At 55.0% G+C, this 22807-nt stretch carries 22 protein-coding genes; 13 read left to right on the top strand and 9 right to left on the bottom strand.

From position 1 onward, the window contains the following. Nucleotides 1-231: 231 nt before the first annotated feature. The 3 genes from trxA to htpG form a co-directional block, all read right to left on the bottom strand. On the bottom strand, nucleotides 232-594 hold the full coding sequence (trxA, locus tag A3GO_RS0121225; RefSeq protein ID WP_029135111.1) for a thioredoxin: 363 nt from the start codon (nucleotides 592-594) through the stop codon (nucleotides 232-234). Nucleotides 595-721: 127 nt separating this feature from the next. Beyond that, complete coding sequence (gene adk / locus A3GO_RS0121220) at nucleotides 722-1375, bottom strand: adenylate kinase (protein WP_029135110.1); 654 nt, start codon at nucleotides 1373-1375, stop codon at nucleotides 722-724. A 325-nt stretch (nucleotides 1376-1700) separates the two neighbouring features. Continuing rightward, nucleotides 1701-3608 carry a molecular chaperone HtpG gene (gene htpG, locus A3GO_RS0121215; RefSeq protein WP_029135109.1) on the bottom strand — a complete coding sequence of 636 codons (1908 nt, stop codon included), beginning with the start codon at nucleotides 3606-3608 and terminating at the stop codon, nucleotides 1701-1703. A 394-nt stretch (nucleotides 3609-4002) separates the two neighbouring features. On the opposite strand from htpG, the gene A3GO_RS0121210 reads away from it, so the two are divergent. The 3 genes from A3GO_RS0121210 (at nucleotide 4003) to A3GO_RS0121200 (ending at nucleotide 8592) form a co-directional block, all read left to right on the top strand. Beyond that, nucleotides 4003-4599, top strand: coding sequence for a hypothetical protein (locus A3GO_RS0121210; RefSeq protein WP_037376238.1), 597 nt, complete (start codon nucleotides 4003-4005; stop codon nucleotides 4597-4599). A gap of 35 nt (nucleotides 4600-4634) precedes the next feature. Next, a complete protein-coding gene (gene ppsA / locus A3GO_RS0121205) occupies nucleotides 4635-6995 on the top strand; it encodes a phosphoenolpyruvate synthase (RefSeq protein WP_029135107.1) in 2361 nt (786 codons plus the stop codon). A gap of 187 nt (nucleotides 6996-7182) precedes the next feature. After that, a complete protein-coding gene (locus tag A3GO_RS0121200; protein ID WP_029135106.1) occupies nucleotides 7183-8592 on the top strand; it encodes a dihydrolipoyl dehydrogenase in 1410 nt (469 codons plus the stop codon). Between the two features lie 53 nt (nucleotides 8593-8645). Here the strand turns inward: A3GO_RS0121200 and A3GO_RS0121195 are convergent, their stop codons facing one another. Next, entirely contained in the window at nucleotides 8646-8999 is a 354-nt protein-coding gene (locus tag A3GO_RS0121195) for a hypothetical protein (protein WP_029135105.1), read from the bottom strand. A 355-nt stretch (nucleotides 9000-9354) separates the two neighbouring features. Here A3GO_RS0121195 and ettA point away from each other — a divergent pair, with 355 nt between their 5' ends. Together ettA and A3GO_RS0121185 are read left to right on the top strand one after the other, a co-directional pair. Further along, the gene (gene ettA / locus A3GO_RS0121190) at nucleotides 9355-11022 is read left to right on the top strand and encodes an energy-dependent translational throttle protein EttA (protein ID WP_029135104.1); all 1668 of its coding nucleotides are present in this window, start codon (nucleotides 9355-9357) and stop codon (nucleotides 11020-11022) included. A 189-nt stretch (nucleotides 11023-11211) separates the two neighbouring features. After that, complete coding sequence (locus A3GO_RS0121185) at nucleotides 11212-12084, top strand: ATP-binding protein (protein ID WP_029135103.1); 873 nt, start codon at nucleotides 11212-11214, stop codon at nucleotides 12082-12084. Here A3GO_RS0121185 and cysS read toward each other — a convergent pair. Next, entirely contained in the window at nucleotides 12081-13463 is a 1383-nt protein-coding gene (gene cysS, locus A3GO_RS0121180; RefSeq protein WP_029135102.1) for a cysteine--tRNA ligase, read from the bottom strand. The genes A3GO_RS0121185 and cysS overlap by 4 nt on opposite strands. 225 nt (nucleotides 13464-13688) lie before the next feature. Between cysS and A3GO_RS0121175 the strand changes: the two genes are divergently transcribed. From A3GO_RS0121175 to A3GO_RS0121165, 3 genes are read left to right on the top strand one after another with little or no spacing between them, the layout of a single operon-like run. Beyond that, complete coding sequence (locus A3GO_RS0121175) at nucleotides 13689-14261, top strand: peptidylprolyl isomerase (RefSeq protein ID WP_029135101.1); 573 nt, start codon at nucleotides 13689-13691, stop codon at nucleotides 14259-14261. Nucleotides 14262-14279: 18 nt separating this feature from the next. Beyond that, nucleotides 14280-14768, top strand: coding sequence for a peptidylprolyl isomerase (locus tag A3GO_RS0121170; RefSeq protein ID WP_029135100.1), 489 nt, complete (start codon nucleotides 14280-14282; stop codon nucleotides 14766-14768). A gap of 14 nt (nucleotides 14769-14782) precedes the next feature. Further along, nucleotides 14783-15508: a UDP-2,3-diacylglucosamine diphosphatase gene (locus A3GO_RS0121165; protein WP_029135099.1), complete on the top strand. Its 726-nt coding sequence runs from the start codon at nucleotides 14783-14785 to the stop codon at nucleotides 15506-15508. Between the two features lie 3 nt (nucleotides 15509-15511). Here the strand turns inward: A3GO_RS0121165 and fliW are convergent, their stop codons facing one another. From fliW to A3GO_RS25540, 4 genes are all read right to left on the bottom strand, one after another. Then, on the bottom strand, nucleotides 15512-15976 hold the full coding sequence (gene fliW / locus A3GO_RS0121160) for a flagellar assembly protein FliW (RefSeq protein WP_157606896.1): 465 nt from the start codon (nucleotides 15974-15976) through the stop codon (nucleotides 15512-15514). Nucleotides 15977-16057: 81 nt separating this feature from the next. Then, the gene (locus A3GO_RS0121155) at nucleotides 16058-18172 is read right to left on the bottom strand and encodes a type IV pilus assembly protein FimV (RefSeq protein ID WP_029135097.1); all 2115 of its coding nucleotides are present in this window, start codon (nucleotides 18170-18172) and stop codon (nucleotides 16058-16060) included. A gap of 168 nt (nucleotides 18173-18340) precedes the next feature. After that, nucleotides 18341-19105, bottom strand: coding sequence for a DUF2189 domain-containing protein (locus A3GO_RS0121150; protein ID WP_029135096.1), 765 nt, complete (start codon nucleotides 19103-19105; stop codon nucleotides 18341-18343). A gap of 206 nt (nucleotides 19106-19311) precedes the next feature. Beyond that, complete coding sequence (locus A3GO_RS25540; protein WP_051302759.1) at nucleotides 19312-19752, bottom strand: hypothetical protein; 441 nt, start codon at nucleotides 19750-19752, stop codon at nucleotides 19312-19314. 142 nt (nucleotides 19753-19894) lie between these two features. Between A3GO_RS25540 and A3GO_RS0121140 the strand changes: the two genes are divergently transcribed. The 5 genes from A3GO_RS0121140 (at nucleotide 19895) to A3GO_RS0121120 (ending at nucleotide 22768) form a co-directional block, all read left to right on the top strand. Then, nucleotides 19895-20425 carry a hypothetical protein gene (locus A3GO_RS0121140; RefSeq protein ID WP_029135095.1) on the top strand — a complete coding sequence of 177 codons (531 nt, stop codon included), beginning with the start codon at nucleotides 19895-19897 and terminating at the stop codon, nucleotides 20423-20425. After that, on the top strand, nucleotides 20422-20916 hold the full coding sequence (locus tag A3GO_RS0121135; RefSeq protein ID WP_051302757.1) for a thioredoxin family protein: 495 nt from the start codon (nucleotides 20422-20424) through the stop codon (nucleotides 20914-20916). Before A3GO_RS0121140 ends, A3GO_RS0121135 begins: the two co-directional genes overlap by 4 nt. A gap of 13 nt (nucleotides 20917-20929) precedes the next feature. Then, on the top strand, nucleotides 20930-21388 hold the full coding sequence (locus A3GO_RS0121130; protein ID WP_157606895.1) for a hypothetical protein: 459 nt from the start codon (nucleotides 20930-20932) through the stop codon (nucleotides 21386-21388). Between the two features lie 117 nt (nucleotides 21389-21505). After that, nucleotides 21506-22060 (top strand): Tll0287-like domain-containing protein, encoded by a 555-nt coding sequence (locus tag A3GO_RS0121125; protein ID WP_084610312.1) that lies wholly within the window; start codon nucleotides 21506-21508, stop codon nucleotides 22058-22060. Between the two features lie 141 nt (nucleotides 22061-22201). Beyond that, nucleotides 22202-22768: a hypothetical protein gene (locus A3GO_RS0121120; RefSeq protein WP_029135091.1), complete on the top strand. Its 567-nt coding sequence runs from the start codon at nucleotides 22202-22204 to the stop codon at nucleotides 22766-22768. The last annotated feature ends 39 nt before the right edge of the window (nucleotides 22769-22807 follow it).

The raw sequence follows: 22807 nt of genomic DNA, 5'->3' as shown, positions 1-22807 counted from the left end.
GTAAAAATCAACATATTCGCTTTAGCTTTGACGAGCTCCGCCTGTCGTCTTGCCCGTGTCGCGTATTTACGTGAGTCTTATTCTGCCCTTATCGACGCCCGCTACTGATACTGTAGCAAACAAGCTCACCCTACCGGTACAACTGTGCAATTCCGCATTGAAAGGTATGCTCCAAAAAAGCAGAAGGCCGGCATATAGCCGGCCCGGATACCTGGAAATACAGTTTTCCGATCAGGCGTTCTCTTTCTCTATCTGCTGATGTACTTCTGCCATATCCAGTTCGCCTGCCTTCTGCAGAAGATCACGGAATCCGCTCTCCGGCAGGGCACCCGCCTGACTGAAGATGATGACCTTTTCACGGAAAATCATCAGCGTAGGAATGGAACGTATCTGAAAATGACCAGCGATCTCCTGCTCCTCTTCCGTATTCACCTTGGCAAACACAATATCGGGATGATCCTCAGAGACTTTTTCATAAGTAGGCGCAAAAGAGCGGCAAGGACCGCACCAGGGAGCCCAGAAATCGACAATGACAAAGTCGTTATTGGTTACAGTCTCTTCAAAGTTATCTTTGGTCAGTTCTACGACAGCCACGGGAAGATCCTCTTGCACGAAATTTATTAACGAAACACTATATCATTACTTACTAATAAATACTAATTTTATCCCAGCATAAAAAAAGCCGGGGATTCCCGGCTTTTCACTAACACTGGCGGATGAATCAACCCAACGCGGCAAATATGCTGTCGCGAATCTGATCCACGCTACCAACCCCGGCGATCTTATGGTGTACCGGTGCCCCACTCTGGCCACTGGCGGCCCAGCTGGAGTAGAAGTCGATCAGCGGTTCGGTCTGATCATGATAGACCTTCAGACGCGCCTTGACGGTCTCTTCCTGGTCATCATCGCGCTGGATCAGCGGCTCACCCGTAACATCGTCCTTGCCCGCTTCCTTGGGTGGGTTGAAAGTGACGTGATAGGTGCGGCCGGAGGCAAGATGTACGCGACGCCCGGACATGCGCTTGATAATCTCTTCATCGGGCACATCGATCTCGACCACAGCATCCACCGTCACGCCGACATCCCGCAGTGCTTCAGCCTGAGGAATAGTGCGCGGAAAACCGTCGAACAGGAAACCGTTCTCGCAATCGGCCTCAGTAATACGCTCCTTCACCATGCCCATGATGATATCGTCGGATACCAGACCACCTTCATCCATGATCTTCTTGGCCGCCTTGCCCAGTTCGGTTCCCGCCTTCACATGAGCACGCAACATATCACCAGTCGAGATCTGCGGAATGTTGTACCGCTCCTTGATGTAGTTAGCCTGGGTACCTTTCCCCGCTCCGGGACCTCCTAGCAGAATCACTCGCATTAAAATACTCCTCGGTTACTGGACAATAATAGTTATTGAATGGCCGGAGTCTGACACAGGCCATCCCCAATCACCATTCGAGTATGCAAATATATGAATATAAAAGGCTTATGTTGCACTTGCACATAAGAATAGCAAACCCTAACAAATGCCGAAAAGGTGTACAACAAGCAACCTGCGCGTAACCGCTCACTTCCCATACCCCTAAACCTCATAGAGTCGCATGCGTTCCCACGCGGAGCGTGGGAACGAGGGCCAAGTCATGCACAATAAAAAACCCGCAAGGGTTAAACCGTTGCGGGTTTTTTATTCCGTAGGGACTGAATCAGGCCGACAGGCTTAGCATCAGCTTGTTGAGACGATGAACGAAGGCCGCCGGGTCATCCAGCTGTCCGCCTTCGGCCAGGGTCGCTTGATCCAGCAGTACCCGTGAGAGATCGGCAAAGCGGTCCTCGTCCGGCTCCTGGTCCATCTTCTCAACCAGGGGATGTTTCAAATTCAGTTCCAGAATCGGCTTGGTCTGGGGAGCGTCCTGACCCAGCTGTTTCAACACCCGCTGCAGGTTGGCACCCATGTCATGCTCATCGGCCACCAGGCAGGCGGGAGACTCGGTTAGACGGCTGCTGACCCGCACTTCCTTTACATCGTCTCCCAGCACGGTCTTGACCCGCTCCAGCAACCCCTTGTGCTCCTCGGTCTCCTTCTCCAGCGCCTCCTTGTCCTCCATGTCACCCAGGTCGAGCTGACCCTTGGCCACGGATTGCAGCGGCTTGCCCTTATACTCGTTCAGATGGGAGACCAGCCACTCATCCACACGGTCGGTGAGCAGCAGCACTTCCACACCCTTGGTATTAAACACCTCCAGATGCGGACTGTGGCGGGCGGCAGCATAGCTGTCGGCCGTGATGTAATAGATCTTCTCCTGCTTTTCCTGCATCCGCTCCAGATACTGATCCAGTGAAACAGTCTCATCCTTACCCTCCGACTTGGTGGAAGCGAAGCGCAGCAGACCGGCGATCTTCTCCTTGTTGGCAAAATCCTCGGCCGGTCCCTCCTTCATGACCCGGCCAAACTCCTTCCAGAACTTCTGGTACTTCTCGGCATCATCCTTGGCCATTTTTTCCAGCATCCCGAGCACCCGCTTGGTGCTGGCGGCACGAATGCTGTCGATCTTCTTGTCATGCTGCAGCAGTTCCCTGGAGACATTCAACGGCAGGTCATCGGAATCCACCACGCCTTTCACAAAGCGCAGATAGTGCGGCATCAGTTTTTCCGCCTCATCCATAATAAAGACCCGTCGCACATACAGCTTGACGCCATGTTTCTGATCCCGCTCCCAGAGATCGAAGGGCGCACGACCGGGGATATACATCAACGAGGTGTATTCATTCTTGCCCTCGACCCGGTTATGCACCTGATCCAGCGGGTCCTCAAAGTCGTGGGCGATGTGCTTGTAGAATTCGTTATATTCTTCCTGGCTGATATCCGCCTTGTTGCGCATCCACAGGGCTGTTCCCTTGTTCACCTGTTCCCACTCGGGCTCCGGCGCCTTCTCCTCTTCGTCCGCACCAAAATGCTCCTTGAGCATCTCGATGGGGATGGAGATATGGTCGGAAAACTTGCTGATGATGCTGCGCAGACGATACCCCTCAAGAAACTCGTTTTCGTCCTCGTTCAGATGCAGGGTAATGGTGGTGCCGCGGCCCGGTTTTTCGATGGTCTCGATACTGTAGGCCCCCTCGCCAGTGGACTCCCAGCGCACCCCGTGCTCGGCACTCAGGCCGGCCCGGCGGGTCTCCAGAGTCACCTTGTCGGCAACGATAAAGGCCGAGTAGAAACCGACGCCAAACTGGCCGATCAGCTGGCTCTGGCTGGCCGAGTCATCACCCTTGCTGCCCAGCGCCTCCAGGAACTTTTTGGTGCCTGAACTGGCAATGGTGCCGATGGTCTCGGTCACCTCCTGGCGGCTCATGCCGATACCGTTGTCCTCAATGGTGACAGTACGCCGCTCCTTGTCCACCGAAACCCGGATCTTCAGGTTGGGATCCTCTTCATAGAGCGCATCATCTGTCAGGGCCTCGAATCGGAGCTTCTCGGCGGCATCGGACGCATTGGATACCAATTCCCGCAGGAAGATCTCCTTATTACTGTACAGCGAGCGAATCACCAGGTTGAGAACCTGGCTCACTTCTGCCTGAAATTCCAATGTCTCTTTATGCGCATCGACTGTCATGGTGTTGCCGCCTCCGATAGTATTTCAAGTAGATCGATTTTCTCTGTTTACCGGCACTAACCCCTTATAGATCACAGGGAAATCGGCCATCGACTGATAGTGAGGGTCAACTGGTGAATTTCAAGCCAGTCGTAGTAGATGGGTGCATATCCCCGTAACATAGTAGTTAAATTCCATACAACAGGGCCTTTCGGCCTGTTTCCCCAGGGTAGGAATACCCGCATCCTGGCCCATTTTGTTTGCAAAATATGCCAAAATCCGTACACTTCAGCCCCACCTGAAGCGAGTAGTGTTTTGATGCTGTGAAGACTCCTGAATTGACCACAGATCGACACCCTGGCGCCAACTGCTGAAGAACGGTACTGCACCCGACACAAGCCGGATCACGACCGCCATGCTCAAGCGTCTGCTCTTCGTCGTTGTTATCGCCTATGGCGCCTATGCGACCTACACTTCTCGCCCCGTAGAACATAATCCGGGGATACTGGTCAAGGATGCCCCAAATCAGCGTGAAATTGTCGCCACACCCTTTACCCACAAAGGCTATCAGGTGACGCCGCTGGCTGAATTCAGTCTGGAAGCGAGAATACTGGGTACTGAGCGCTACAGCCTGGGTAGAGAGTCCGATCTTTCGCCCGTTGATCTGGCCCTGGGCTGGGGCCCCATGTCCGACAGCGCTGTCATCTCCCAGCTTTCAATCAATCAGAGTGGCCGGTTCTATCACTGGTCCACGCCGAGATTGCCGATCCCGAAACAGGCCATCTCCAGCCACTCGGCAAACATGCATATGGTGCCGGCTGACACACAGATAGAGAAAGCGTTGAAAAACCTCCGGGAGGGCGAGATCGTCCGGTTGGCAGGCTACCTGATCCGGGCTGATGCCGCCGACGGCTGGCACTGGGTTAGCTCATTAACCCGGGATGACAGCGGTAACGGCGCCTGCGAGCTGGTTTGGGTCAAGGAGATCAGCCGGCGTACGGCAACGCTTTAGAGTTTTATGTTTGCAGAAATTTACCGAGGAAGATCATGAACAACTATGTCCAATGGCTGAGTGAACTGGGGATGGACGACGTCGAGCATGTCGGCGGCAAAAACGCCTCCCTGGGCGAAATGATCCAGAACCTGTCCAACCTGGGTGTGCAGGTGCCGGGGGGTTTTGCCACGACCGCCTATGCCTATCGGGAATACCTCGCCACCGATGGCCTGGCCGACCGCATCAATAAGGCCCTGGACAATCTGGATGTGGATAATGTGCGGGCACTGGCCGAGACCGGTGCACAAATCCGCCAGTGGATCATGGACACCCCGTTTCAACCTGCCCTGAACGCCGCCATTGACGAGGCCTATGCCGCCTTGATCGAGGAATACGGCGAAGAGGTCACCTGGGCCGTACGCTCTTCGGCCACCGCCGAGGATCTGCCAGACGCCTCCTTTGCCGGTCAGCAAGAGACCTTCCTGAACGTCTCCGGTCTGGACAATATCAAGCGTCAGATCCACGAGGTATTCGCCTCCCTGTTCAACGACCGGGCCATCGCATACCGTGAACACCAGGGTTTTGAACACTCCCTGGTGGCCCTCTCCGCCGGCATCCAGAAAATGATCCGCTCGGACATCGGCGCCTCTGGTGTGATGTTCACCCTGGACACCGAGTCCGGCTTCCGTGACGCGGTCTTCATCACCGCCAGCTACGGCCTGGGTGAGATGGTGGTACAGGGCGCGGTCAATCCGGATGAGTTCTATGTCCACAAACCCACCCTGGAAGCCGGCCGGCCGGCCGTGATCCGCCGCAATGTGGGCGGCAAGGCGATCAAGATGGTCTATAACCCCGGCGGGCCCAGTCCGGTCAAGATCATCGACGTGGATGAAGATGAGCGTCACCTGTTCTCCATCACCGACGCCGAGGCGGAAGAGCTGGCGCGTCAGGCCCTCACCATTGAAAAACACTACCAGCGCCCGATGGATATCGAGTGGGCTCGTGACGGTGTCGATGGCAGACTCTATATCGTTCAGGCCCGGCCCGAGACCGTGCAGAGCCGTAGCGGCAATGTCATGGAACGCTATGAACTGAAAGCCAAGGGCCCGGTATTGACTGAAGGCCGCTCCATCGGCTCGCGCATCGGCGCCGGCACCGCCAAGGTGGTGATGAGCCTGGATGACATGGATGACGTGCAACCGGGTGACGTACTGGTGACCGACATGACCGACCCGGACTGGGAGCCGATCATGAAGCGTGCCGCCGCCATCGTCACCAACCGGGGTGGACGTACCTGTCACGCCGCCATTATCGCCCGTGAACTGGGGGTACCGGCCGTGGTGGGCTGCAATGACGCCACCACACAGATCAAGAACGGTCAGCAGGTAACCGTCTCCTGTGCCGAAGGCGACACCGGTTTCATCTATGACGGCAAGCTCGATTTCGAATACAAGACTATCGAGCTGGACGCTATGCCGGAGATCCCCACCAAGATCATGATGAACGTGGGCAACCCGGACCGTGCCTTCGACTTTGCCGGCATTCCCAATGCCGGTATCGGCCTGGCCCGCCTGGAGTTCGTGATCAATAACATGATCGGTATCCACCCCCAGGCGCTGCTGGAGTATGACGCACTGCCGGAGGAGTTGAAGGCTGAAATCGCACCCCGTATCGCCGCCTATAAAAGCCCGACCGACTTCTACGTCAGCAAAATCATCGAGGGCGTCTCCACCCTGGCCGCGGCCTTCCCCGGCCCGGTCATCGTGCGTATGTCCGATTTCAAATCCAACGAATACGCCAATCTGATCGGCGGTCCCCGCTACGAGCCGGAAGAGGAGAATCCGATGATCGGCTTCCGCGGCGCCTCGCGCTATATCTCCAAGAGCTTCGCCCCCTGCTGGGAAATGGAGTGCAAGGCGCTGAAATATGTACGCGAGGAGATGGGCTTCAGAAATGTGGAGATCATGATCCCGTTCGTTCGCACCCTGGCCGAGGCGAAAGGTGTAGTGGAGGCCCTGGAGGCCAACGGTCTGAAGCGGGGCGAGAATGGCCTGCGCCTGATCATGATGTGCGAACTCCCCTCCAATGCCGTACTGGCCGAGGAGTTCCTGGAGTACTTCGACGGCTTCTCCATCGGTTCCAACGACATGACCCAACTCACCCTCGGCCTGGACCGGGACTCCAGCCTGATCGCCCACAGCTTTGATGAACGGGACCCGGCGGTGATGAAGATGCTGAGCATGGCCATCTCCACCTGTCGCGCCAAGGGCAAGTATGTGGGCATCTGCGGACAGGGTCCCTCGGACCATCCGGACCTGGCCAAATGGCTGTTGGAGCAGGGGATCAGCAGCGTCTCACTGAACCCGGACACCGTGATTGACACCTGGCTGTTCATGGCGGGCCAACAAGCATAGGCCAGGCCAAGCGTTATAGTTGTTAACGACCAGACCGGGCGGAATATCTCCGCCCGGTTTTTTTATTGCCGGGCAATAGATTTCCCATGTAATTCACAGGGCTTTGAATCTCCCTCACAACGTTTACAATGGAGCGAATTTTACACCGGGCGGAGACCCGTCAGTCGAATAACGGGAGCGTATTACAGTGGAAGAGAGAAACGTTGATGTCGCCATTATCGGCTCCGGCAGCGCCGGACTCTATGCCCTGGGCCAGGTCAAGGCCTCCGGTAAAAGCTTTGTCCTGATCAATGGCGGTGAACAGGGTACCACCTGCGCCCGCGTCGGCTGCATGCCCTCCAAGGCGCTGATCCAGATTGCCGAGGATTTCCACCGTTGCGGCGTCCTCGGGCGCTACGGGGTGGAAGGCCATAAAGACCTTACCCTCGACGGCGAAGAGGCAATGGGCCATGTACAGGACCTGCGCGACACCTTTGTTGACCGGGTCGTTAGCAACAGCACCGCCAATATGAGCGATGAGCTGTTCATGGAAGGCTATGCCCGCTTCCTGGAGCCGCATCTGCTGGAGGTTAACGACATCCGCATTCGCGCCGACAAGATCATTATCGCCACCGGCTCCCGCCCCATTATTCCCAAATCCTGGCAGGCCTTCGGCGACAGGATACTGACTACCGACACACTTTTTGAACTGGAAGAACTCCCGGAATCACTGGCGATCATCGGCCTGGGGGTGATCGGCCTCGAGATTGGTCAGTCGATGGCCCGGCTGGGTGTTGAGACCACCGGTTTCGACCAGCTGGAAACTATCGGCGGGCTGGATGATCCGGCGGTTGCCAAGGCCGCCATCGAGATCATTGGCCGTGATTTTCCGCTCCACCTCGGCCATGCCGCCGAGATCAGCGAAGAGGGCGACAAGCTGCGCGTAACCGCCGGGGATCATTCGGTGCTGGTGGACAAGGTGCTGGCCAGCCTGGGACGTCGTCCCAACCTGGATAACCTGCAGATTGAGAATGCCGGCATTGACCTGGGAGTGAACACCATCCCCGCCTACAACCCCCAAACCATGCAGATCGGTGACAGCCATATCTTCCTGGCCGGCGACGTCGATGCCGAGCGGCCACTGCTGCATGAAGCGGGGGATGAGGGCCGGATTGCCGGTCACAACGCGAGCAGAGACCGGATCCAGGCGTTTCAACGCAAGACCCCCCTGGCAATCAACTTCGTTGACCCGAACATCTGCCATGTTGGCAAACGCTGGTCTGAGCTGGATCACGAGCAGTCAGTGGTCGGTGAAGTGAATATGGCACCTGTCGGGCGGGCCCTGATCATGGGCAAAAACAAGGGCATCATCCGGGTCTACGCGGACAAGGCCAGCGGCAGACTGCTGGGCAGTGAAATGATCTGCACCAAAGGCGAGAATCTGGCTCATCTGCTGGCCTGGTGTATCCAGCAGGAGATGCGAGTGGGAGAACTGCTGCAGATGCCCTTCTACCATCCGGTCATTGAAGAGGCTCTGCAGGCAGCGTTGTATGATCTCTACTCCAAGGTAGATACCAAAAACAGCGGCCCCATCACCGAGTTGAGGCCGCTGGTGTAATCAGTCGTGAAACGGGACAGGGACGTCCCGCAACTGGCACAAATGCTTGCGCGTCACTCGGCAAGCCGCTTGAACTCACCGATATCCACATCATCTTTCAGTAATCTGGCAATGCCATCTTCACCCACCTGCAGAACAAATCTGATCCGGGTCTCGGTATCCTGGGGCGTTGTACAATCAAGCTGTATTTCCCTGGCGCTCTTCCCGCCCCAGAAGCAGTGGTGGCTGTCGGCTCCGGTTTTTGCATCTATCAGCTCCGCCCTACCCTCGTAGTGGACCATGAGCCTGGAGAATGGCGCATCAACCGGACCTGTGCTTTCCCAATTACCCGCGCCAGGATGGCCGGAACACCCCACCAGGCCAGCAGTCAACAGAAATATCAGTCCCGCCATTCCGATCTTTCGCATTATCAATCCCTATTCAACTATTGTTTGTCGTGCCGGCATTATAATGCAGAGCAGTTCGATTTGGTTACCCAGAGGCTCGACCGCCCCCTCTAAACACCAAACAGTCTAAAGGGCAGGCCACACCCGCCGACCCGGGCTCTCCGATAACGGCGCCCACGGGGCACCCTATGTACGCGGAACATTTCACCGGAATGTTCGGTGGCGGGTTTTAGGATCAGTAGAAAGGCAGATGAGCAGACCTGCCAGATGTGCCACAATAGACGCCAATTTATAATTTCCGGTAACCCGGCCCGCTGACCGACTCGAATCAACAGGCGCCGGTCTACCCCACTTTGTCTCAACTGAAAGAAAGGTTATGGCCCAGTACATCTATACAATGAATCGCGTCGGCAAGGTTGTGCCGCCAAAGCGGGTAATCCTCCGTGACATCTCCCTCTCCTTTTTTCCCGGCGCCAAGATCGGCGTCCTGGGTCTGAACGGCGCTGGCAAATCAACCCTGCTGCGCATCATGGCCGGGATCGACACCGACATCGAGGGCGAGGCGCGCCCGCAGCCGGGCATCCACGTCGGTTATCTGCCACAGGAGCCACAGCTTGATCCGGCCAAGGATGTTCGCGGCAACGTGGAAGAGGCCTTGGGTGATGTGGTCGAGGCGCTGGCCGAACTTGACAAGGTCTACGCCGCCTACGCCGAGCCGGACGCCGACTTCGACGCCCTGGCCAGCAAGCAGGCAAAGCTGGAAGACCTGATCAACGCCAAGGACGGACACAACCTGGAACGCACTCTGGAGATTGCGGCCGACGCCCTGCGCCTGCCACCCTGGGACGCGGATGTGACCAAACTCTCCGGCGGTGAACGACGCCGCGTGGCACTGTGCAAGTTGCTGCTCTCCAAGCCGGACATGCTGCTGCTGGACGAACCGACCAACCATCTGGACGCCGAGTCCGTGGCCTGGCTGGAGCGCTTCCTGCACGACTATCCCGGTACCGTGGTGGCGGTTACCCATGACCGCTATTTCCTGGATAACGTGGCCGGCTGGATTCTCGAACTGGACCGTGGCCACGGCATCCCCTGGGAGGGCAACTACAGCTCCTGGCTGGAGCAGAAGGAGCAGCGCCTGGAGATGGAGCAGAAACAGGAGGCGGCCCGCATCAAGAGCATGAAGCACGAGCTGGAGTGGGTACGCTCCAATCCCAAGGGGCGCCACGCCAAGAGCAAGGCGCGTCTGCAACGCTTCGATGAGTTGCAGAGCCAGGAGTTCCAAAAGCGCAACGAGACCAACGAGATCTATATCCCGCCCGGTGAACGACTTGGGGATCTGGTGATCGAGGCCAAGGGGCTGAGCAAGGCGTTCGGCGACAAGCTGCTCTACAGTGATCTCTCCTTCAACCTGCCCAAGGGCGGCATCGTCGGCATTATCGGCCCTAACGGGGCCGGCAAGACCACCCTGTTCCGCCTGCTGACCGGCCAGGAGCAGCCCGACGGCGGTGAACTGCGAGTTGGTGACACGGTCAAGATCTCCTCCGTCGAACAGTCCCGCGAGGCCCTGGATGATAACCATACCGTCTGGGAAGAGCTCTCCGGCGGCGCCGACATCATCACCATCGGCCGCTACGAGCTCAATTCCCGCGCCTATGCCAGCCGCTTTAACTTCAAGGGAACGGATCAGCAGAAGCGTATTGGCGATCTCTCCGGTGGTGAACGCAACCGGGTACACCTGGCCAAAACCCTGCAGCAGGGCGGCAATGTGCTATTGCTTGACGAGCCGACCAACGACCTGGATGTGGAGACCCTGCGAGCGCTGGAAGAGGCACTGCTCACCTTCCCCGGCTGCGTGGTGGTGATCTCGCATGATCGCTGGTTCCTGGACCGTATCGCCACCCATATCCTGGCCTTTGAGGGAGACTCGGCCGTCACCTGGTTCGAAGGCAACTATGCGGATTATGAGGCCGATCGGAAACGGCGCCTGGGAGCCGAGGCGGATCAACCGCACCGGATCAAGTACAAGCCACTGAACCGTTGATCGCACAGACGGCTGGGCGGCACTTACGGCGGGCAAAGCCCGCCCTACGATAGGGCGCCCTATGGGCGCCTGCCGTCCGAGACAAACTGGCAACCCTAGCAATCGCGCAGGATGGGCAAAGCTTACGCTCCCAGCATCTCGGATAAATTAATCCGGCGCGAACAGTCACAATTCTCGGCAGGCAACACCATGAACCAGACTGAACAACTTCTTGAGCGGGCACAACGGTTGATCGAACGGCTGGAGGGGGTCTTTGCCCCCACCACTGCCGAACCGGACTGGAATTGTATCGCCTTTCGCTGGCAGCGCGGCACGGGTCTGCAAGCCATTACCAGACCGCATAAAGTACAACTCGACGACATCCTCTGTGTAGATCGGGTCAAGGCTGAAATCACTCGCAATACCCGCCAGTTTGTCGAAGGCCGCAGCGCCAACAACACCCTGCTCTGGGGCTCCCGCGGTACCGGCAAATCCTCCCTGATCAAAGCGCTGCTGAATGAGTTTGCCGATCAGGGGCTGCGTCTGATCGAGGTGGAGAAGCATGACCTGATCGACCTGACTTCAATCGTCGAACTGATCCAGGACCGGCCTGAACGCTTCCTGCTCTATTGTGACGATCTCTCGTTCGAGGCGGATGACGCCAGCTACAAATCACTCAAGGCGATACTGGACGGCTCCATCTCCGCGCCGCCGGAAAATGTGCTGATCTACGCCACCTCCAATCGACGCCACCTGCTGCCCGAATTCAAGCAGGAGAACCAGGATGTGCATATCGTGGAGGGGGAGATACACCAGAACGAAAGCGTGGAAGAGAAAATTTCACTTTCCGAGCGGTTCGGACTCTGGCTCTCATTCTACCCGTTCAGCCAGGACCAGTATCTAACGATTGTCGACCACTGGCTGACTCGCCTGGGCGCACGGACAACCGCCGATGAGTCGATACGACTTGAGGCCCTGCGCTTCGCCCTCAAACGGGGCTCAAGAAGCGGCCGGGTCGCCCTGCAGTTTGCCCGCGACTGGGCGGGCCGCCTGCCGGAAGACCTCCCTGACGAAAAAGATTAACCGCGCCGCCAAGTGGTCCCCTGCGGACCGTCTTCGAGCACCACACCCTGGTCCTTGAGTTGATCCCTGATCTTATCGGCCTCCACCCAGTTCTTTTCCGCCTTGGCGGTGTGGCGCTGCCGGATCAGACCATCGATCTGGTCATCACTGAGCCCGCTTTCCTCAACGCCACCGCGCAGGTAGTGTTCCGGATCGTCTTGCAGGATACCCAGCACTCCGCCCAGCCGGCGCAGTTCGGCCGCCAGGGCTGCCGCCCGGTCCACCTCCTCTGAACGCAACCGGTTGATCTCCCGCACCAGATCAAACAGCACCGCCAACGCCTCCGGCGTATTGAAGTCATCATCCATGGCTTCATGAAACCGTTCCACGAAACCTTCCCCGCCTGCCGGTTCTGCGGCCGGCAAGCCGCGCATGGCGGTGTAGAAACGGGTCAGGGCGCCACGGGCGTTATCCAGATGCTCATCGTCGTAGTTAAGCGGACTGCGGTACTGGCTGGTGAGGATAAAATAGCGCACCTCTTCCGCCTGATAGCGGGCCAGGATTTCCCGAACGGTAAAGAAATTGCCCAGTGACTTGGACATCTTCTCATCATTGATGCGAACAAAGCCGTTGTGCATCCAGTAGTTAACGAAGGGTTTTCCGGTCGCTCCCTCGGACTGGGCAATCTCATTCTCATGGTGCGGAAAAGTGAGATCGGCGCCCCCGCCATGGATATCAAAAGTATCACCCAGACAGCAGGTGGACATGGCAGAGCACTCGATATGCCAACCGGGACGCCCTCCGCCCCAGGGAGAATCCCAGGACGGTTCCCCCGGTTTGGCTGATTTCCAAAGCACGAAATCGAGAGGATTGCGCTTCTGGTCATCCACTTCGACCCGGGCACCTGCCTGCAGATCCTCCAGTGTCTTGCCCGACAACTTGCCATAGTCGGCAAAACTGCCGACCGAATAATAGACATCCCGGTTGTCCGCCACATAGGCGTGACCATTGGCCACCAACCTCTCGATCATGGCGATGATTTCGGCGATGTGGGCGGTCGCCCGCGGTTCACTGTCCGGCATCAAAATACCCAGCGCCGCGGAGTCCTCATGCATGGCCTGGATGAATCGCTCCGTCAAATCGCTGAACGGCTCACCATTCTCGTTGGCCCGATTGATGATCTTGTCGTCAATATCGGTAATGTTGCGGATATAGGTGACATCGTAACCCTGTGATTTCATATAACGATAGACCACATCAAACACCACCATCACCCGGGCATGCCCCAGATGACAGAGGTCATAGACCGTCATGCCACAGACATACATCCTGACTTTTCCTGGCTCCAGCGGCACAAACGCCTGTTTCTGGTTGGTAAGATCGTTGTAGATCTTCAGCATAACGACTCCGGCAGATCATCTTTAACTTGGGAAACCCGGCACAGGACAGAATCCAACGGCCGTTCCCTGACCGCGCATAGTAAACGAAAGCACCCATGCAACAAAGGGGGTAACCGGGGCGGAGATTAACCGGGGCTTTTTCCTCGAGCCGGGAACCTTTATCATTGGACGTTCATGCACTATCACTCGATTCTGCCCGAATCACTAAGTAAGCGAGTATTGATAATGAATAGACGCCTTATTTCTCTACTGTTAGCACTGGTCTTTACCCTTGGCAGCGCCGCCCAGGCCAGCGCGGATACCACACGGGTGCTGATTAAAACCAGCGTCGGAGAAATTGAACTGGAGCTGGATGGCGATAAAGCACCCGGCACTGTTGAGAATTTCCTTCGCTATGTCGATGAGGGCTTCTACAATGGAACGATTTTTCATCGCGTAATAAACGGTTTCATGATCCAGGGAGGTGGATTCACCACCGATCTTGATCAAAAACGTGGGCATGCACCGATTCAGAACGAGGCAAAAAACCGCCTGTCCAATGCGCGCGGCACCATTGCCATGGCCAGAACCAGTGCGCCTCACTCCGCCACTTCCCAGTTTTTTATTAACCACAAAGACAATGACAACCTCGACTACCCCAGCTTTGACGGCTGGGGTTATGCAGTGTTTGGCCGAGTCACCGGGGGAATGGAAACGGTGGACCGGATTGCCGATGTCGCGACCACCACCAAGATGGGCATGCAAAATGTTCCTGTCGAATCAGTCATAATTGAAAATATCACCCGTATCACCAACTAAACCACAGGAAGCCAGCACATGATCACTCTCAAAACCAATCGTGGAGACATCGTCATAGAACTGGACGAGGAGAAGGCGCCGATTACCAGTGCAAACTTTGCCCAATACGTTAAGGATGGCTTTTATAACGGCACAATTTTTCACCGGGTCATCAACAACTTTATGATCCAGGGCGGTGGCTTTGAGGTCGGAATGACAGAGAAAAGCACCCGTGCCCCAATCGAAAACGAGGCAAAGAACGGCTTGAGCAACGTCATCGGCTCCATTGCCATGGCACGAACGATGGATCCACACTCCGCATCAGCCCAGTTCTTTATCAATGTCGCAGACAATAAATTTCTCGACTACCCGGGTCAGGACGGTTGGGGCTACTGTGTCTTTGGTAAAGTGGTCGAGGGGATGGACGTGGTCAATCAGATGAAAACCGTCGATACCACCATGAACAGAGGGCATCAGGACGTGCCGGTTGAAGACCTGATTATTGAAGAGGCGATCATCAGCGAATAAGTTGTGAAGCCGGCATGAGCGACACCCTGATCATTTCAGACCTCCATCTGTCACAACATCGACCCGATACCGTGGCCCTGTTCCTGCACTTTCTGCGGGAGCGGGCCTGTGGTGCCGGCGAGCTTTACATTCTCGGCGATCTGTTCGACGCATGGATAGGCGACGACAACATCCTGCCGCCGGTCCCCGAGGTTGTTCAGGCACTGCACCAATTGACAGACAGTGGTTGTAAGCTCTCCGTAATGCATGGCAATCGGGATTTTCTGCTGGGAAGCGATTTTGCGAGAGCAACCGGCGGCAAGCTGCTACCAGACCCCTTCGTGGCTGACCTGGGCGGAGAAACCACTCTGCTGATGCACGGTGACCTGCTCTGCACCGATGATCTGGAATATCAGCAGGCACGTAAGCTGCTGCGCAGTCCGGAGTTTATTCGGGACTTTGTCTCCCGCACCATCGAAGAACGCGTCCAGCTCGCAGCCGAGTACCGTCGGCGTAGCGGTGAAGTGGTCTCACTGAAGTCGGCCGACATCATGGATGTCAATCAGCAGACGGTTGAACGCTACATGCGTGAGTATCAGGTCAGGCGCCTGATACACGGCCATACCCATCGCCCGGCGTTACATGAATTTCAGCTGGATGGTACGCCGGCCCAACGCTATGTGCTGGAGGACTGGCATGAACAGACCGGCTCGTACCTTCGGGTTGATAACCAATCTATCCGGCAGGAAACTTTCTCTTGAAGGCTAATTGGCCTTGATGGTTATTCGGCGTTCAGCCCTGTACAACGGCTTTTGTAACCCCAGCCGGCTCTCAGAATTTATCACCAGAGGCGCCATAAAGTTGGCATTTACCCGAGAACCCTGCGCCTCTGCATCTTGTTCCGCGGTCTGCCGATAGGCCACTAATAACAGTACCACATCCTCGGCCCGCTCCAGTTTCAGCAGCGCCTGTTCCTCGTCGCTCAAGATGAATTCATAGAAAATGTTCAGGCTTTCCGGGGCAAAAACCGAGAACGTAAGATCCGGGTCGTCAACCGACTGCAGATATCCAACCACATCATCAGCATGCTGTTGAAAAAGTTGAAACGTACGATCCTTTTCAAAACCGGGAATGCCCAAGGGAAAGACTATGCGGGCTTCAGGATCATCGAATTGTGTTCCAAGCGAGGTACTCTCTATCTTCATGCCAGCTCCAAAAATGCTGACCAAGACATCCGCTGTTACCTGTCAACAATACTAAGCGATATACCGGCCTATCTGGAAAACAGAGACACCGGCCATCAAGCCTACCTACTTATCCTTCTGTGGGTCTTCCGGGTTTTCAAAATCAAAATCCATGTCTATGGAAGGTATATCATCATCCTCTGACTCGTCACTATCCTGAATCAGATCGCCAAACGTCACCGCATCGCTGTATTCACCCGAAATTTCCAGATCGTCAAGATCAATATCAATATCCAGCGGGCTCTGCTGAGTTGGCGCTCCCTGCCCTGCCGACCCCGCGGTATCTTTCCCGGGAGCTGCTGGCAGGATCATGTCGATTGATTCATGCCGCTGCCAGGCAGGATGTTCAGGTACAAGGTGCTGACCCATATCGATCACTTTTTCCCACAACTCCGGGGACTGATTCATCAGCGCTGGATAGACCTGATCGAGATAACTGGCGAATGCCTTCTTGTCCCGCCTGAACGCATAGATCTCGAGTAGTTTTGCTTGAAGCTCAAAACTGTCGGGATTCTGTTCCATTGCCTCTTCAACCAGGGACTCGGCCTGGCTGTAGCGACGATAGGCCAGATAGATATCCGCTTCCATCAAAATTGAAGCAATATCATTGCTCTTTTCGGGAAGCAGACTGACCTCATCGTGAGTCTGATTCCGGGGCGCCTTTACCGGAGTCATCGGGACATCGGCCGGTTCATGAACCACCTCAACCGGAGGCACCGATTCATTCCTATCGGGCGCGGTTGTTTCACCGGACATTTCAAAAAGTGCTGGCGCCTCGAACGCTGTCTCCCGTCGCCTTCCCCGCATATTCAGCAGGAGTAACGTTGAGAGAACAACGATCACCGCGCCCATCAGTATCATCCAGTACTCATCTTTCCAGACAGCTTCCATGGGCGAAATGTCTGTAACGGGAGCACTGACTGAAACATTACCGGTCGGCGGCGGTGCCGACGACATCACCGTAGCAGCGTCTGTAGCCACCCCCTGTCCCGGCACGGCATCCTTCGACCCGACCTGGGCAATTTGCTGGCGCAGATTTTCGAGCTGGGCGTCTTTCTCTTCCAGCGCTTTCTTCAGCGCTTCCACCTTCGACTCCAGCGCCGCCCTCAGTTCCACGATGTCCCTGTTTATCTCCTGTACGGCAACCAGCTCCTGTTCGGAATCCTTAATGGCCTCGCGTAACTTGTCACTTTCCTGCGCCGGATAATCTGCTTCACTCTTCTCCGCCAACTGCCAGTTACGGTCCGGCTCAACCACTCTTAGCCGCTGACGTTCCTCGGCAGTGAGTTCCTCACCCGGTGCCACGCTCGCTATTGGTTCCTGTGCCAGTTCGCCGCCCGCCTGTCGGCCAGTGGATTCAGCCACGGGGGTATCGGGCGCCGTACTCTGCTGATCAAGCGCGGGCCGAGGCTCCACGACGTTATCGGTTGGCGGTGGCGCAGTGGATACCCTGCGCCCCTTACGCCACTCATCCATCTGCTGCTTTACTGTTGCGCGCGCCTCTGTCTCAGTGATCGCCGCAATCTCCCCGGGAGTGGGAATAGTCAGCAAAGCCCCCTTTTTCAACAGGTTGATGTTTCCTCTATGAAATGCATCGGGGTTCGACTTCAGCAAGGCAACCATGGTCCGATTGCGGGAAACGTCGGCATCGGGCTGTACCTTTCCGGCGATCACCCAGAGTGTCTCGGTCCGCTGGACCGGCCCATAGGTCGATGTAGCAGAAGACGAACTAGCTGGCGCGGCTGAATTTCGCTCCGACGACAGCGCAACTGCCTCTGACCTCGGCGGCTGGTAAGTGGGTGGATCGAGCAGGATAGTGAATTCACGAACAAGATTGCCTTGCGGCCAGCTCACCTCCAGAAGAAAATCCAGAAATGGCTCACGGATGGCCTCGCGTGTGCTCACCTGTATGTAGGGATCGCCATTTTCCGGAAAAACCGCTCTGAACCGCAGCTTGGATAGCAAAAAAGGCCTTTCAATTCCCGCGCGCCGAAAACCTTCAGGGCCAGCCAGTTTTACCCTGATGTCATCGATTGCCATCTGTTCGACCGATATCAGCCTCACCTTGGCATCCAATGGTTCATTGAGGGCCGATTCGACCTTAATACCACCCAGCCCCAACGCGAAGGCCGAGGCTGATGAAATCAGCAGCAGAAGTAATAAAAGTGAGTTTCTGATCATTATTTTAATCGGATTTCAGTCAAATCCGTTTCTCTGGTTACCCAACAATATCCCCACCCCGGAAAATAACCAGGAAATGATATATGTGGCGCAATATAAAACAATAAGTTAACTACGTCACTCAAATCCGGACATAAATCGATTATGTGGCAGATGCCAAGCCCACAGTCACTCTGACTCCATTAGCCGAAGCATATCGCTGTAGGTAGCATAATTGGCATAGGCGAGCACAGGAAGCACCACAAGCAGCAGTGGCAAGGCAAACAATACGGTAAAAAAAGTCAGCCCCCCCAATACAATAGCCCAGAAGAACATCAGCCTGGTGTGGCCTGACACTGTCCTGACACTAAACGAAACCGCATCCACCAGTCCGCACTGTTTCTGCAAAGCATAGGGAATAGAAAACACCGTAATGCAGAAGGTGATGAAGCTGAGTACAAATCCAAGAATACTGACGAATAACAGGAATGCCAGGACATCGGTGCGCAAAACCGGATCAGCCTTGTAGGCTGACAACGATGTCGGCACGAAGTCAAAATAGACGCTGTAGATTATCAACGCATCGGTAATCCAGATCAGATAGATCACCAATGAGACCAAACCGATCACCATGATAGATACCGGACATTGCCTGAACCCTTCAGCAATATCGGCAAACCCCGGCCTGCTACCGCTGTGGATCCTGTCGGCCAGGTAATAATAGACTGCAACCAGTCCCGGTACGACAATGAGAAATCCACCGGCAATGATAAAATAGACAACACTGAAACCGTGATGCAGAAGCATCCCGCCCATTGCCAGGCCAATCACCAGGAATAACGCGGCATAGATCATATTGAGAAACGCCGCTTGCCTGAAATCCCGCCAGCCCCGACTAAGCCATTCCCAGGTAATTGCGAACATCATCTTTTCCCGCGTGATATTGACACTCATATATCCACATCCAACTGCTTTGCCTTTTTGCTTAGTATAATTCTAGACGCCTCGCCAAGTTATCCAGATTACGTGAAAATTCGTAAATACCAAGCAAGCCGGCACGGGGGAAACGATGGCCGCACTCTGGTTTGATCCGACAGGCGTGAATGGCCGGCATGCAGCCGAAGAGTCTCAATCGACAGGCACTGACCTGGGAAGACTGATTATTTTAAATCCGATTTATCCGCATTGCCGGGGCCGGATTTAATCTTGAGATCTGGGATATCGACTCGTCCAATGACATGTAAAACGATGCCGACCCCCACAAAAAAGACCACCGCCGCACCAAAACTGGCAACCACCGGATGATCACTACCAAGTTCACCAGAATAGTACACCGAGGCAAGGATACAGCCGATAGCGGCAATATAAGAGATTATTGCAATATAAAATGAAACTTTCTGCGCCCTTCTGGTTTGCGTCACCTGATTACCTCTGCCAACAAAGCCTGATGTCCGTTGCAGGGTACCCCAATCAATACTGACTGACCAATTGTATTCTTTAAATGAACTCCCACCTGGGCCCAAATTAAGGTCCTGTTTCAGTGGGTGTTGACCTCCCTCTGGGGAGTCACCCGACGGGGCGACCTCGGCCACACCTGCCAAAAGCACTGATCCTGACACCATAGATAACCGGGACAGAGTCAATATAGAGCGGCAGGTTAAATTCTCTTGCCAATCATCAGAAATTTAGTTTATTTTGATCTAATGCTTTTAGGCGCGAAAGAATTTAATTACCTGGCAATCCATGTCCACCGATAAACAGATGACCCTGCAGATCTCGGCACAACAGATAGATCAGTTCTGTACCGAGCTCTGCCGAGGCAGTTCCAATGCCAGCCGTAAACACTCCGCCCTGATTGCGCTGGAAGGTTTTATAATCCGGCACTCATCAACTGATAAATATACCGGTATATTCAACCGCATTATCGGTATCATTCAGGATTATGCGGAGCAGACACGCACCGAACTGCTTAATGAGTACGCAGACAGGCTTCGGCCGGCATTGAAAAACAGGGATCGAACTGAACTCGCCAGGGTCCATCAGTCTGTTTCACGCAATGGATTTGATCACCTGCTGGACCAGGTGCTGGAGAATCTGGCTCCAGATATGCGAAGTGCGCTCAAGCTGTGGGCTGAAGAATGGGTCACTGACGCAGATTCCAAAGCGCGCCAAGCCAGCGGATACCCTGATGCACTTAATTTTAAAGAGGCGGGGATTCGACTTGACGAGTATCGGGCAATGACTGAATTAAAGAGAAAGTTAACACTATTATGAAGTATCTGTTAGCCACCCTGCTTCTGTTGCTTACCACAACGCTATTCGCAGATGATGCGGAACACACCTCATTTGCTGCCATAACAACCGCGACGGACCTGCATGCAGATGGGAAAACAGCCAAAACAGAGAACAAGGCCATACTGCTGTTGGTATCACAAGAGCACTGCAGCTTTTGCGTACAGATCAAGCGCGAAGTGATCAGCCCAATGTTGCGGAGCGGCAACTACACCGATACTCTTTTAATTCGTGAGTTGATACTTGACGGCGTCTCAACCGTCATTGATTTTAAGGGCACCCAAAGAGACAACCACAGTTTTGCATACGATTATAAGGTTTCGGTGACACCTACCCTGCTGTTTCTCGATGCAGAGGGAAAAGAGCTATCCGAACAAATGGTCGGAATACAGACACCAGACATGTACTACTACTATGTTGATCAGTCTGTTCAGGAAGCAATCAAGGCAATCGGTCATCAGACTAAACTCTGACATGCGCACAGTGATGCCTTCAAAACTGAAAACCTTACACACCCTTCTGGTATTTCTACCATGTGTGATCCTCACAGCCAATGGACAGGCCGCCACAACCGTAGGACCACTGACAACGGGAGGTGCAGCCTGCGTCGTCGCAAAAAAACTGGGGGACTCCCTGGCCATTGAATGGGCAACGGGGGAACCCTCTGTTGCCCATGCTATCGAAAAGGCAAAACAGGCACTTCGCATTAAAGGTTACGAGTATGTATTTCCCCAATCAAACAGTAATAACCCGCATGGCTGGATGATCATTATCAAAACTCAATATCGTACTTATACCGGCAGAGAACGCACCAGCTACGGGTGTGGTTTCAGTAACCAGTCTCCAGCCGGTGCAGAGAGCAACGCGCTGCTCAATCTTCGCACCTACTCCTGGGGCTGGAAAGAGAGTATCGGTTACGAAGTGATCGAGAAACATCAGTACTAACCATCTGGTCAGTGCAGGCCTGACAGCCAAACTGCCCGGAAAACCGAGAAGCACCTGCAAGTGCTCAACATCAACAGGGCGCCAGAAAGCCTTGATAACCGCTAGGGAGAGACAACCATGTATAAAAAATTGATCGCCGCACTACTTGCCACCACTGTATCCAGCGTTGCTATGGCCAGTGAACTGGAAGCTGAGGCCCTTGGTCTGGTAAAGCAGTTCGGATCGACACTTAAGGGACAGCTGGTCAGCGCCATGAAAGAGGGGGGCCCGGTTAAGGCCATCGAATTCTGCAATCTGAGGGCACCCGGTATCGCCGCCGACATCGCCGCCGCTTCAGGCTGGGAAGTAGGCAGAACAAGCCTTAAGATCCGCTCGGAAGACAACGCCCCCGATTCCTGGGAACTGAAAGTTTTGCAGGAGTTTGAAGCCAAGAAATCAACCGGGACCGCACCGGCCATGCTCGAATACTCAGAAGTTGTTGAAGTGGATGGAAAAAAGAATTTTCGCTATATGAAGGCCATTCCCACTGAAAAGGCCTGCCTCAACTGCCATGCCGCTACCATCGCACCCGATGTTGAAGCAAAACTGCATGAACTCTATCCCAGCGACAATGCACGCGGCTTTAATGAAGGCGATATTCGTGGCGCCTTCACCCTTACAAAACCACTCTAACAACCACACATATCCAGACTGACCAGGGGCCTAAGGCCCCTGTTTTTTTGTTCCGCCCCGCCCTACCTGTTTTTACACCACTTGGGGTTATACTTTCCTTCAGACAGGTGTGCCTATAACAGACCGAAGGAATTCAGCAATATGCCCGCTCAATACTATGATATCTTTTTTTCTGGTAAGACCGTGGATGGAGCAGATCTCGCGGAAGTAAAACAAAACCTTGCCAGAATCTTCAATACCGGAAGTGAACAGCTTGAGCACCTCTTCTCGGGGAATTCGGTGAAGGTTAAAGGTAGCGTGGATCAGGAGACCGCGATCAAATACCGGGTTGCCTTCAGAAATGCCGGCGCCCTGGTAGACATCCAGTCAGCAGACCCTGTTGCCGATCCAGCGAAAACGGCCCCATCCGCCGCGCCGCAGAATCAGCGTAAGGAAATTATGACCCTGCTACCCCCCAGAGCGGGTAGCCTGATTGATTGCGCGCCGGCAATACGACCCGCGCCATTACCCGACATCAGCAAATTGTCACTGGCCAGTCCAGGCGCCCTGCTGGATGAAACACCTCCACCACAGGCCAGATCAATTGACACCAGCAATCTTGAGCTCGCACCAGCCAATACCGGTACCCTGGAAGATTGCCAGATCATAAAGGAACCCGCGGTACTACCAGACATCAGTCAATTGTCGATCGCTGAAGACAGCAACTGAACCGAATACACCATAAATACTAAAGGCCGATACACAGAG

The organism is Sedimenticola selenatireducens DSM 17993 (assembly GCF_000428045.1).
GTDB classification, from domain to species: Bacteria; Pseudomonadota; Gammaproteobacteria; order Chromatiales; family Chromatiaceae; genus Sedimenticola; species Sedimenticola selenatireducens.
The sequence above is the reverse complement of the archived record's forward strand: the minus strand, read 5'-3'. Positions and strand labels throughout refer to the sequence as shown.

Coding starts and splice junctions, on each gene's coding strand:
- adk (WP_029135110.1), bottom strand. CDS start 1,375: ATGCGAGTGATTCTGCTAGGAGGTCCCGGAGCGGGGAAAGGTACCCAG.
- htpG (WP_029135109.1), bottom strand. CDS start 3,608: ATGACAGTCGATGCGCATAAAGAGACATTGGAATTTCAGGCAGAAGTG.
- A3GO_RS0121210 (WP_037376238.1), top strand. CDS start 4,003: ATGCTCAAGCGTCTGCTCTTCGTCGTTGTTATCGCCTATGGCGCCTAT.
- ppsA (WP_029135107.1), top strand. CDS start 4,635: ATGAACAACTATGTCCAATGGCTGAGTGAACTGGGGATGGACGACGTC.
- A3GO_RS0121195 (WP_029135105.1), bottom strand. CDS start 8,999: ATGCGAAAGATCGGAATGGCGGGACTGATATTTCTGTTGACTGCTGGC.
- ettA (WP_029135104.1), top strand. CDS start 9,355: ATGGCCCAGTACATCTATACAATGAATCGCGTCGGCAAGGTTGTGCCG.
- A3GO_RS0121185 (WP_029135103.1), top strand. CDS start 11,212: ATGAACCAGACTGAACAACTTCTTGAGCGGGCACAACGGTTGATCGAA.
- cysS (WP_029135102.1), bottom strand. CDS start 13,463: ATGCTGAAGATCTACAACGATCTTACCAACCAGAAACAGGCGTTTGTG.
- A3GO_RS0121175 (WP_029135101.1), top strand. CDS start 13,689: ATGAATAGACGCCTTATTTCTCTACTGTTAGCACTGGTCTTTACCCTT.
- A3GO_RS0121170 (WP_029135100.1), top strand. CDS start 14,280: ATGATCACTCTCAAAACCAATCGTGGAGACATCGTCATAGAACTGGAC.
- A3GO_RS0121165 (WP_029135099.1), top strand. CDS start 14,783: ATGAGCGACACCCTGATCATTTCAGACCTCCATCTGTCACAACATCGA.
- A3GO_RS0121155 (WP_029135097.1), bottom strand. CDS start 18,172: ATGATCAGAAACTCACTTTTATTACTTCTGCTGCTGATTTCATCAGCC.
- A3GO_RS0121150 (WP_029135096.1), bottom strand. CDS start 19,105: ATGAGTGTCAATATCACGCGGGAAAAGATGATGTTCGCAATTACCTGG.
- A3GO_RS0121140 (WP_029135095.1), top strand. CDS start 19,895: ATGTCCACCGATAAACAGATGACCCTGCAGATCTCGGCACAACAGATA.
- A3GO_RS0121135 (WP_051302757.1), top strand. CDS start 20,422: ATGAAGTATCTGTTAGCCACCCTGCTTCTGTTGCTTACCACAACGCTA.
- A3GO_RS0121130 (WP_157606895.1), top strand. CDS start 20,930: ATGCCTTCAAAACTGAAAACCTTACACACCCTTCTGGTATTTCTACCA.
- A3GO_RS0121125 (WP_084610312.1), top strand. CDS start 21,506: ATGTATAAAAAATTGATCGCCGCACTACTTGCCACCACTGTATCCAGC.
- A3GO_RS0121120 (WP_029135091.1), top strand. CDS start 22,202: ATGCCCGCTCAATACTATGATATCTTTTTTTCTGGTAAGACCGTGGAT.